The sequence below is a fragment of the Streptomyces sp. NPDC001153 genome (genome assembly GCF_053598315.1).
Map to the genome: position 1 here is coordinate 1 of NZ_JBSFJZ010000098.1, position 9,916 is coordinate 9,916.

General features: G+C 71.2%; 11 protein-coding genes and 2 pseudogenes. 11 read left to right on the forward strand and 2 right to left on the reverse strand.

Features of this window, described 5'->3' with window-relative positions; genetic code table 11:
• Positions 1 to 298: 298 nt before the first annotated feature.
• On the reverse strand, positions 299 to 697 hold the full coding sequence (locus ACWDEN_RS47160; RefSeq protein ID WP_351622795.1) for an ArsR/SmtB family transcription factor: 399 nt from the start codon (positions 695 to 697) through the stop codon (positions 299 to 301).
• A 96-nt stretch (positions 698 to 793) separates the two neighbouring features.
• Here ACWDEN_RS47160 and ACWDEN_RS47165 point away from each other — a divergent pair, with 96 nt between their 5' ends.
• The 7 genes from ACWDEN_RS47165 to ACWDEN_RS47195 all read left to right on the forward strand — a co-directional run bounded on the left by ACWDEN_RS47165 (position 794) and on the right by ACWDEN_RS47195 (position 6,480).
• Positions 794 to 2,770, forward strand: a complete 1,977-nt coding sequence (locus tag ACWDEN_RS47165; protein WP_450864235.1) for a heavy metal translocating P-type ATPase — start codon at positions 794 to 796, stop codon at positions 2,768 to 2,770.
• A 193-nt stretch (positions 2,771 to 2,963) separates the two neighbouring features.
• The gene (locus ACWDEN_RS47170) at positions 2,964 to 3,458 is read left to right on the forward strand and encodes a Fur family transcriptional regulator (RefSeq protein WP_450864237.1); all 495 of its coding nucleotides are present in this window, start codon (positions 2,964 to 2,966) and stop codon (positions 3,456 to 3,458) included.
• Positions 3,459 to 3,466: 8 nt separating this feature from the next.
• A complete protein-coding gene (locus ACWDEN_RS47175; RefSeq protein WP_450864239.1) occupies positions 3,467 to 3,676 on the forward strand; it encodes a hypothetical protein in 210 nt (69 codons plus the stop codon).
• 9 nt (positions 3,677 to 3,685) lie between these two features.
• Positions 3,686 to 4,711: a CobW family GTP-binding protein gene (locus ACWDEN_RS47180; RefSeq protein ID WP_351622806.1), complete on the forward strand. Its 1,026-nt coding sequence runs from the start codon at positions 3,686 to 3,688 to the stop codon at positions 4,709 to 4,711.
• Positions 4,708 to 5,733 (forward strand): WD40 repeat domain-containing protein, encoded by a 1,026-nt coding sequence (locus tag ACWDEN_RS47185; RefSeq protein ID WP_450864241.1) that lies wholly within the window; start codon positions 4,708 to 4,710, stop codon positions 5,731 to 5,733. Before ACWDEN_RS47180 ends, ACWDEN_RS47185 begins: the two co-directional genes overlap by 4 nt.
• Positions 5,730 to 6,131: a (2Fe-2S) ferredoxin domain-containing protein gene (locus tag ACWDEN_RS47190; RefSeq protein ID WP_351622811.1), complete on the forward strand. Its 402-nt coding sequence runs from the start codon at positions 5,730 to 5,732 to the stop codon at positions 6,129 to 6,131. Before ACWDEN_RS47185 ends, ACWDEN_RS47190 begins: the two co-directional genes overlap by 4 nt.
• On the forward strand, positions 6,118 to 6,480 hold the full coding sequence (locus ACWDEN_RS47195; RefSeq protein WP_450864244.1) for an ArsR/SmtB family transcription factor: 363 nt from the start codon (positions 6,118 to 6,120) through the stop codon (positions 6,478 to 6,480). The genes ACWDEN_RS47190 and ACWDEN_RS47195 overlap by 14 nt, the downstream gene beginning before the upstream one ends.
• Positions 6,481 to 6,504: 24 nt before the next feature.
• Here the strand turns inward: ACWDEN_RS47195 and ACWDEN_RS47200 are convergent, their stop codons facing one another.
• Positions 6,505 to 6,885, reverse strand: a complete 381-nt coding sequence (locus ACWDEN_RS47200) for a hypothetical protein (protein WP_450864246.1) — start codon at positions 6,883 to 6,885, stop codon at positions 6,505 to 6,507.
• Positions 6,886 to 7,056: 171 nt separating this feature from the next.
• Between ACWDEN_RS47200 and ACWDEN_RS47205 the strand changes: the two are divergent.
• From ACWDEN_RS47205 to ACWDEN_RS47220, 4 genes and pseudogenes are all read left to right on the forward strand, one after another.
• Positions 7,057 to 8,017, forward strand: a pseudogene (locus tag ACWDEN_RS47205) (ATP-binding protein).
• A gap of 45 nt (positions 8,018 to 8,062) precedes the next feature.
• Entirely contained in the window at positions 8,063 to 8,455 is a 393-nt protein-coding gene (locus ACWDEN_RS47210; protein WP_450864248.1) for an SCO5389 family protein, read from the forward strand.
• A 261-nt stretch (positions 8,456 to 8,716) separates the two neighbouring features.
• Positions 8,717 to 9,694, forward strand: coding sequence for a metal ABC transporter solute-binding protein, Zn/Mn family (locus ACWDEN_RS47215; protein WP_450864250.1), 978 nt, complete (start codon positions 8,717 to 8,719; stop codon positions 9,692 to 9,694).
• Between the two features lie 8 nt (positions 9,695 to 9,702).
• Positions 9,703 to 9,916, forward strand: a pseudogene (locus tag ACWDEN_RS47220) (metal ABC transporter ATP-binding protein); the annotation flags it as partial.

The following is a 9,916-nucleotide window of genomic DNA, read 5'->3' on the forward strand; positions in this document are numbered from 1 at the left end:
CGCCCACCACTGCGGCCGCCCCGACGATGACCAGCGTCAGGGGCAGTATCGAATTCCTGGCTAGCGAGCGCACAAGGTCATTATCGACGCGGGCCAGGAATTGAGGGTGCTTCAACGGGAGGCCCCCGTCACACTCCACCACCTCAAAGGCACCGGCCTGTCAGCCCGCACCCGCAACGACCTGGACGCCGTCACCGCCGAGCTCAATAGCCGCCCAAGCAAGGCGCGCGCCAGCGTCGCTGACCCGATGGCGTACTTCCAGTCGATCGCCCACACCGGCATCGCCGCGTCCTGCCGGTCAGCGGTTCACGCCGAGCGTGGCCTCCTCCACATGGTCCGCGTCCGAGGCGTCGCTGAGCCCGAGCCGCAGGTGCTCGATGTGGTAAACGGCCTGGTCGAGGAGTTCGGCGACGTGGTTGTCGTAGAGGGCGTAGATCACCGAGCGGCCCTGGCGCCGACCGACGACCAGGCCGAGGTTGCGCAGCAGGCGCAGCTGGTGGGAGCAGGCGGACTGTTCCATGCCGACCTCAGTGGCGAGTTCGGTGGCAGCGCAGGGGCCCTCGCGCAGGCGGGAGAGGATCAGCAGCCGGGAGGGGGTGGCGAGGGCCTGGAGGGTGGTGGCCACCCGGGCGGCGCTGTCCGCGTCCAGGCGGCCGCGCGGGACGGGGTTCTTCGCGGGAGCTGCTCCATGACCCATGGCGGCCATCATACAAGCGATACTTGAAGAGCTCTTCATATGTACCTGTATGGTGGTCGAGTCGATCCGTCCTGCCCTCCCGAGGGGTTCTTCGTCATGTCTTACACCCTGACCGAGCGGCCCGCGCCCACCGTGACCGCACACCCGGATGCCACCCGACGGCGGCGGACCCGGGTCTTCGCGCTGCCCGAAGCCCGCTGGGCCGCAGCGGCCACGGTGCTGTTCCTGCTCGCCCTCCCGCTGCAGCTGACCGGCGCGCCCGCCTGGACGTGGGGATCGCTGTACGGGCTCGCCTACGCCGCCGGCGGCTGGGAGCCCGCGCTGGCCGGACTGCAGGCGCTGCGGGAGAGGACCCTCGACGTCGACCTACTGATGATCGTGGCCGCCCTCGGGGCCGCCGCCGTCGGCCAGACCATGGACGGCGCCCTGCTGATCGTCATCTTCGCCACCTCCGGCGCCCTGGAGGCGCTGGCCACCGCCCGCACCGCCGACTCGGTGCGCGGCCTGCTCGATCTCGCCCCGGCCACCGCGACCCGCCTCCGCGACGACGGAGGCGAGGAGACCGTACCCACCACCGACCTCGCCCTCGGCGACACCGTGCTGATCCGGCCCGGCGAGCGCATCGGCGCCGACGGCCGCGTGCTGGACGGGGCGAGCGAGGTCGACCAGGCCACCATCACCGGCGAGCCGCTGCCCGCCGCCAAGGAGCCGGGCGATGAGGTGTTCGCCGGCACCCTCAACGGCACCGGCGCCCTCCGCGTCCGGGTCGAGCGAGACGCCTCCGACACGGTGATCGCCCGGATCGTGCAGATGGTCGAGGAGGCGTCCGAGACCAAGGCGCCGACCCAGTTGTTCATCGAGAGGGTCGAGCAGCGCTACTCGATCGGCATGGTGGCGGCCACGCTGGCCGTGTTCGCCGTACCGCTCGCCTTCGGCGCCGCGCTGACCGGCTCGCTGCTGCGGGCCATGACCTTCATGATCGTCGCCTCCCCGTGCGCGGTGGTGCTGGCGACCATGCCGCCGCTGCTGTCCGCGATCGCCAACGCCGGACGGCACGGCGTACTGGTGAAGTCCGCGGTGGTGATGGAGCGCCTGAGTCAGGTAGACGCGGTGGCGCTGGACAAGACCGGCACCCTCACCGAAGGCACCCCGCGCGTCACCGACGTCCGGCCGCTGCCCGGCTCGCGACTCACGGAAGGGCAGTTGCTGCGAGTGGCCGCCGCGGCCGAACACCCCAGCGAGCACCCGCTGGCCCGCGCCGTCGTGGCCGCCGCCCGCGCCCGGGGTCTCGCCCTGCCCCACGCCGAGGACTTCGCCTCCACCCCAGGCGTCGGAGTCACCGCCACGGTGGACGACCGCAAGATCGCCGTCGGCTCCCCGGCCCGGCTGCTGCCCGGTGCCGAGGGCGCGCACACCGCCGTCGCCGCCGAACTGGAGGACGGCGGTCGCACCGCGGTCCTGGTGGTGGCCGACGGCGCACCGGCCGGCGTCCTGGGCATCGCCGACCGGCTGCGCCCGGACGCCACCGCCACCGTCGCCTCCCTCACCGCGCTCACCGGCACCACGCCGACACTGGTCACCGGCGACAACCCCCGGGCCGCCGCCCACCTGGCCGCCGAGGCCGGCATCACCGACGTCCGCGCCGGACTGCTCCCGCAGGACAAGGTGGCCGCGGTCAGGGAACTGGAGCGGGCCGGCCGCAAGGTCCTGGTCGTGGGCGACGGCGTCAACGACGCGCCCGCCCTGGCCGCCGCCCACACCGGCGTCGCCATGGGAAGGGCCGGCTCCGACCTGGCCCTGGAGACCGCGGACGCGGTGATCGTCCGCGACGAACTGGCCACCGTGCCCGCCGTGGTGGCCCTCTCCCGCCGGGCCCGCCGTCTGGTCGTGCAGAACCTGGCCGTCGCCGCGGTGTTCATCTCGGGCCTCGTCGTCTGGGACCTCACCGCCACCCTCCCCCTCCCCCTCGGCGTCCTCGGCCACGAGGGCTCGACCGTCATCGTCGGCCTCAACGGCCTGCGGCTGCTGCGCGAAGCCGCCTGGACAAGGTCCCGCGAGGAGGGCCGCCGCTGACCCAGCGAGTCCCATGGCCCGCCGTACCCACGCAGGTGCGGCGGGCCATTGCCGTCTGACTGCTCCGGCAGCGCTGCTGAACCAGGGTCGTCACTCAGCCGCACATGACTGGCCGTTCATATGGACATGGATTTCATTTCCATCTACGGTGGTGCGTGCCGACCCGGCACGAGCCACAGGGGGTGATGCGCCAATGGGCGGCCGGACGACCCGACAACGCAAGGCGGTCACGCGGGCACTCGCGGGCTGCCAGGACTTCGTGTCGGCCCAGGAGCTGCACACTCTGCTCCTGGCCGGTGACCACGCGATCGGCCTGACCACCGTCTACCGCGCCCTGCGCGAGCTGGAGGCGGACGGCGGTGTGGACGTCGTACGCGACGAAATCGGCGGGCGGCTCTACCGGCTGCGTCCGACCGACGGGCACCGCCACTACCTGATGTGCCGCGGCTGCGGCCGCAGCCGGCCGGTGGACTCCGAGGTCGTCGAGGAGTGGGCGGGCCGGATCGCCGCCGCGACCGGCTTCACCGCGGTGGAGCACACCGTCGAACTCACCGGCGTCTGCGCCGACTGTCTGCCCCACACCGACGGAGGCCGGCCGTCCGGGGACGGAGATGGAGGAGAGGAACAGCCATGCCACTGGGATCGCGGCCCGGGCCTCCGGGGCCCAGTCCGCAGCTGCGCGAGCTGAAAGAGACCGTGCGTGCCCTGCTCGATCTCGACGACGACACCGCCGTCCTGATCCGCCAGCTCGCCTGCACCGAACCGGGCTGCCCGCCGCTGGAAACGGTCGTCGTGGTGCTGCCGATGGAGGGCGACGCCCGACGCTGGACCTTGCACCGCCCCGCCGACCAGATCATCGAGGACGACCTGCGGGCCGCCCTGCTCGCCGCTGAACAGCACGACTAGGAGACCGACTTGACCACCACCCCCGTAACCGAAGAGCCGCGTGACGAACGGGTCCCCGTCACCGTCCTGACCGGCTTCCTCGGCTCCGGCAAGACCACCCTCCTCAACCGCATCCTCACCGAGAACCACGGCATGAGGATCGCGGTCATCGAGAACGAGTTCGGCGAGGTCGGCATCGACGACGCCCTCGTCCTCGACGCCGAGGAAGAGATCTTCGAGATGAACAACGGCTGCATCTGCTGCACCGTGCGCGGAGATCTGATCCGCATCCTGGGTGCGCTGATGCGGCGCCGCGAGAAGTTCGACCACATCCTCATCGAGACCACCGGACTGGCCGACCCCGCGCCCGTCGCGCAGACCTTCTTCATGGACGACGAGATCGCCGCCCAGCTGCGGCTGGACGCCATCGTCACCCTCGTCGACGCCGCCCACGTGCTCCAGCACCTGGACGAGGTCAAGCCGGAGGGCGTGGAGAACGAGGCCGTCGAGCAGATCGCCTTCGCCGACCGCGTCGTCCTCAACAAGACCGACCTGGCCGGGGAGGAGACCATCGGACAGGTCGTACGCCGCATCCGGGCCATCAACGGCGGAGTGCGGATCATCCCCGCACAGCACGCGCGCATCAATCTCCACGAAGTGCTGGACGTGGGCGCGTTCGACCTCGAGCGGGTGCTCGCCGACGACCCCGCCTTCCTCACCGAGACCGAGCACCAGCACGACACCACCGTCACCTCGGTCGGCATCGAGCTGACCGGGGAACTGGACGAGGACCGGCTCAACGCCTGGCTCGGCCAGTTGCTGCGCACCAAGGGCGTCGACCTCTTCCGCTCCAAGGGCATCCTCGCCATCGCCGGAGCGCCCAAGCAGTACGTCTTCCAGGGCGTCCACATGCTGCTGGACGGCACCTTCGGACGCGACTGGCGCGAGGGCGAACCCCGCACGAACAAGCTGGTGTTCATCGGCCGCAACCTCGACCGCGAGGCCCTCGAACGCGGCTTCGCCGACTGCCTGGCCACGGCGGGGGCAGTCGCGTGAGTACGACGGTGCAGTCCCCGCTCGCCTGGGAGGCAGGCGTCGACGACGCACCCGTCGCCCTCAGCGCGCGGAGCGATCTGGTCGCCGTCGCCGGAGCCGAGGGGACGGTGAAGGTTCTCGACGCGGCGATGGGCGCCGAGATCGGGGCGTTCGAGGTTCCCGGAGGTGCACTCGCGGTCGCGCTCTCCCCGGATGCAGGGCACCTGGTGGCGACCGGCCCCCTGGGGTACGCACTGTGGCGCCGCTCCGACGGGCGTACGACGGTGCGGGAGTCCGGTGCCTGGTCGGCGGCCGCCGCCTGGGCCGACGGCACCCGGGTCGCGGTCGCCTCCGGCCGCCGCGCACTCGTACTCGACACGGACGGCGGCGAGTTGTGGCGTACGGAGCCCGCCGCGTCGACCGTCACCGACCTCGCCTGGATGCGGCAGGGGCGGCGCCTGACCGTGGCCGCGTACGGGGCCGTGCGCTGCCACGAGAGGCACACCGAGAAACCGGTCGCCACCTACCCCTACGTGGGCTCCCACCTCGCACTCGCCGTCGCACCCACCGGGAGGTGGATCTGCAGCGGCAACCAGGACGCCTCCATCCATATCTGGAGGGCGCGAGACGGCGGCGAACTCACCATGTCCGGCTACCCGGAGAAGGTCTCCCGGCTCGCCTTCGACGACACCGGCTTCTGGCTGGCCGCCGACGGCGCACCCGACGTGACCGTCTGGGACTTCTCCGGCAAGGGCCCGGAGGGAACCGCACCGCGCTCGCTCCGCTGCCACGAGACGGTGACCGCGCTGGCCTGGCGGCCGGGCGCGGCCGGGCATCTGGCCAGCGGCGGCGCCGACGGCACCGTCGCCCTGTGGCACGCCACCGCCGGGCGGCCGCAGGCGCGCCTGCGGCCCGCGCGCGAACTGGACGGCACGGGCGCGGCGGTCGCCGCACTGGCCTGGACAGGTCCCCACCTGCTGGCCGTCGCGTGGCGGGACGGCCGGATCCGGACGTACGGCGTGCCGTCCCGGACCGCGCTGTGAACCGGTCCGTCATCCGGGCGGCCGCTCCCCGCCCGTGCACGCTCGTCGTGTGCCGGGGCTGCTGCTGCGGCAACCCGCGCAAGCACCCCGGCACCGACCACGCCTGGCAACTGGACCGACTGCGCGCCGGCGCGGCGGAACGCGGCTTCCAGCTCCGTACGACGGACTGCCTCGGCCCGTGTGACCAGGCCAACGTCATCGTCGTCCAGCCCTCCACCGCCGGGCGCCGGGCCGGAGGCCGCGCCGTCTGGGTCGGCTTCGCCATGGACGACGACAGCACCGACGACCTGCTGCGCTGGGCGCAGGCGGGCGGACCCGGCATCGCCGAACCGCCCGCCACCCTGGCCCTCCAGTTCATCCGCCCGCCGCGCGAGGCCCGCGCCCGTGCACGCCGATGACCTCGACGCCAGCGGCCGCGACATTCTCGCGGCCGCCCGGCTCGACGAAGCCACCGCCGCCTCCGTCGCCACGACGCTCCAGGCCCTCGCCACGCCATCCCGCCTGCTGATCCTCACCACCCTGCGGCAGCGCCCGTACCCCGTCGGCGAACTCGCCTGCGCCGTCGGCATGGAACAGTCCGCCGTCTCCCACCAACTGCGCCTGCTGCGTGCCCTCGGCCTGGTCACCGGCCGCCGCGACGGCCGGCGCATCGTCTACAGCCTCTACGACGACCACGTCGCCCAACTCCTCGACCAGGCCGTCCACCACATCGAGCACCTGCACCTCGGCGTCCGCGACATCGGCTGACGCACAGCATCCAGGAGCAGTGCGTCAGTTGAGGTGTGCCACCTGCTGCGGCACCGGGGCCGCGCGCAGCCGGTCGGGCAGCGTGCCGTCGTCGGGCATTCCGGCCCGAAGCCACGCCCCCACCACCTCGGCGTCGGCTTCCGTCACCAACGGGCCGAGTCGTACGGCGACACCACTCGGCTTGCGGTCGGCCCCGCACGGCTGCACGGCGGCGTGCAGACCGCGGCGCCGGCGGCAGTGCAGCACCCTCGCGAGGCAACCGGTGGAGACCGTCACCCCGTGCGGGCACTCCCGGACCGCACGGCACAGGGCGTCCATCACCCGCCCCCTCACGGCGGCACGGCATGAGCCGCAGACCACGAGGGTGAAAGGGCGGCTCTGACGGCCGCCTGCGGTATCGCTCATCTCTGAGTCTCCTCCGTGTCGGTGAAAGGGAAGGGATCCCCTGTTTGCCGCTGCGGCGCCCCAACAGGCCATGACCGTCGGCAAGTTGAAGCCCTGGCGATTTGACAGCACCCGGCCACACCTCCAGCCTATGCTCATGACATCCATTTTCAATAGAGGGGGTGGCCAGCCATGCGCGTTGCCTTCGTCAGCAAGGACGGCAGCGGCAAGACGACCCTGTCGGCCCTCTTCTCCCGTCACCTGGCGCACTCGGGAGCGCCGGTTGTCGCGATCGACGGCGACATCAACCAGCACTTGGCGTACGCCCTCGGTCTCGGCGAGGACGAGGTCTTCGCCGCGCCGCCGATCAGCGCGCGCACGAACGAGATCAAGGAGTACCTGCGGGGCACGAATCCGCGGATCCCTTCCGTCGAAGCCATGGTGAAGACGACCCCGCCCGGACGCGGGTCCCGGCTGCTGCGGCTGCTCGGCGACGACGAGATCCACGGGCACCACGTCCAGGAGGTCGACGGCGTACCACTCATGGTCACCGGCGCCTTCGACGAGGGCGATCTCGGCGTGGCCTGCTACCACTCCAAGCTCGGTGCAGGTCGAGCTGTACCTCAACCACCTCGTGGACGGCCCCGGCGAGTACGTCGTCGTCGACATGACCGCCGGCGCCGACGCCTTCGCCTCCGGCCTGTTCACCCGCTTCGACATGACCTTCCTGGTCGTCGAGCCGACCCGCAAGAGCCTCTCGGTCTACCGCCAGTACCGCGACCACGCGGCCGAGTTCGGCATCCCCATCGCCGTGGTCGGCAACAAGGTCACCGGCGAGGACGACCTGCTCTTCCTCGAGGAGCACGTCGGCGACGATCTGCTCGCGCACTGCGCACAGTCCTCCTATGTCCGCGCCCAGGAACAGGGCCGCGGCCGCGGCGAGTTGGAGCCGCACAACACCCGCACCCTGGACCTGCTGCGCACGACTGTGGACGCCCGCACCAAGGACTGGACGGCTTTCCAGAAGCACGCCGTGGAGTTCCACCTGCGCAACGCCGCCGCCTGGGCCAACGAGGCCACCGGCCAGGATCTCGCCGCCCAGGTCGACCCGGACTTCCAGCACGGCCCCACAGCACTGGCCGCCCTCGTCTGACCTTCACTCCCTCAAGAACAGGACCACAGAACAGGACAGCCCTTCATGTCACTCGACGTCTCCCCGCAGCTGCTCGCCGAGGCCGAGAACGGCGAGGTGCGGGAGCAGGACTTCGTGGAAACGGTCCGCACCTCCCTGCCGTACGCCTACGACCTCAGCGCCCGCCTGGCGGACGAACTGCACTCCGGCACCGCAGAGTTCGCCGACAACCAGACCCCGCCGCCCTCCGAGAAGGACCGCGGCCAGCTCCTGCGCGCCCTGTCCAGCGACGCCATCCGCGGCAGCCTGGAACGGCACTTCGGCATCGCTCTCGCCTTCCAGAACTGCCACCGCGTCGCCGCCTTCCACGCCGAGGCACGCGGCGGCGAGACTCACATCCGCTTCACATCGCCCCGGGCGCAAATCCTCAACCAGTCACCGGAGTTCCGCGACTGCTGAACCACTGCCGGTCGCGACCACCGACTGCCGGAACCGGCGTTCGGCAGTCAGGCCGGCCACTTCGTCCCCCACGCTTGTCCCGGCGGCATCCGCCGCACCCCCACCTGCGCAGCCCCCGAGCAGTCGTACGCCCGGTCAAAAGATGGCAACGGTTTTCATCTGCCATTGATCTGAAAATCATTTCCATCTAGCGTCGAAGGTGTCGCCACACGGCCGGCGCGTGTCCGCTGCGCGCCCGGTATCGCCGTAAGGAGCTCCCGCATGTCTACCGCCCCCGCCTCCCGTTCCGCCTGGCCGACCGCGAGGATCGCACTGGTCACCGCGACGGCCGCCCTGACGGCTGTGACGGCGACCGCCTGCTCGACCTCCTCCTCGCACACCAGCAACACCGCCGCGACCAGCAGTGGCAGCGGCTCGGGCAGGGCGATCCAGGTGGTGGCGGCGGAGAACTTCTGGGGCAGCATCGCCTCCCAGCTCGGCGGCAGCCACGTGAAGGTGACCAGCATCATCAACAACCCGGATGCCGACCCGCACGACTACGAGCCCACGGCTGCCGACGCCCGCACCGTGGCCGGCGCCCAGTACACGATCGTCAACGGCATCGGCTACGACGCATGGGCCGACAAGCTGCTGGCCGCCAACCCCGGCAGCGGGCGCACCCAGCTCAAGATCGGCGACCTGGTCGGCATCAAGCCGGGCGGCAACCCGCACCGCTGGTACTCCCCGGACAACGTCCACCAGGTCATCGAGAAGATCACCGCGGACTACAAGAAGATCGACCCGGCCGACGCGGCCTACTTCGACCAGCAGAAGACGACCTTCGAGACGAAGACGCTCGCCGGCTACAACAAGCTCATCGCCGACATCAAAGCGAAGTACGCGGGCACGCCGATCGGTGCTTCCGAGTCCATCGTCACGCCGCTCGCCGAGGGCCTGGGGCTGAAGATGCTCACCCCCGAGACGTTCCTGGACGCGATGAGCGAGGGCTCCGACCCCACGGCCAAGGACAAGGCCACCATCGACCAGCAGATCAAGAACAAGAAGATCAAGATCTACGTCTACAACTCCCAGAACTCCACGCCGGACGTGCAGGCACAGGTCAAGGAGGCCAAGGCCCAGGGCATCCCGGTCGCCACCGTCACCGAGACCCTCACCCCCGCCGGTGCCACCTTCCAGCAGTGGCAGACCACCCAGCTGCAGGGCATCGAACAGGCCCTGGCCAAGGCCACCGGGAAGTGAACTGAGCCATGAACCCGATAGCGAAGGCCCGCGAAGCCGTCACACACACCAGCAGTCACACCGTCCCCGGCCGCCGAAGCGGGGGGCACGACACGGCCGCAGGAGCAGGAAGCGATCCGGTGGTCGCCCTGCGCGGGGCCGCCGTGCGGGTCGGCGGCCGGACGCTGTGGTCGGGGGTGGACCTTCGCATCGGGGCCGGCGAGTTCACCGCCGTGCTCGGCC

What these genes read in the sequence shown, in the direction of transcription:
- ACWDEN_RS47215 (WP_450864250.1), top strand. Translation starts at nt 8,717, where the DNA reads ATGTCTACCGCCCCCGCCTCCCGTTCCGCCTGGCCGACCGCGAGGATC.
- ACWDEN_RS47210 (WP_450864248.1), top strand. Translation starts at nt 8,063, where the DNA reads ATGTCACTCGACGTCTCCCCGCAGCTGCTCGCCGAGGCCGAGAACGGC.
- ACWDEN_RS47165 (WP_450864235.1), top strand. Translation starts at nt 794, where the DNA reads ATGTCTTACACCCTGACCGAGCGGCCCGCGCCCACCGTGACCGCACAC.
- ACWDEN_RS47170 (WP_450864237.1), top strand. Translation starts at nt 2,964, where the DNA reads ATGGGCGGCCGGACGACCCGACAACGCAAGGCGGTCACGCGGGCACTC.
- ACWDEN_RS47200 (WP_450864246.1), bottom strand. Translation starts at nt 6,885, where the DNA reads ATGAGCGATACCGCAGGCGGCCGTCAGAGCCGCCCTTTCACCCTCGTG.
- ACWDEN_RS47160 (WP_351622795.1), bottom strand. Translation starts at nt 697, where the DNA reads ATGGGTCATGGAGCAGCTCCCGCGAAGAACCCCGTCCCGCGCGGCCGC.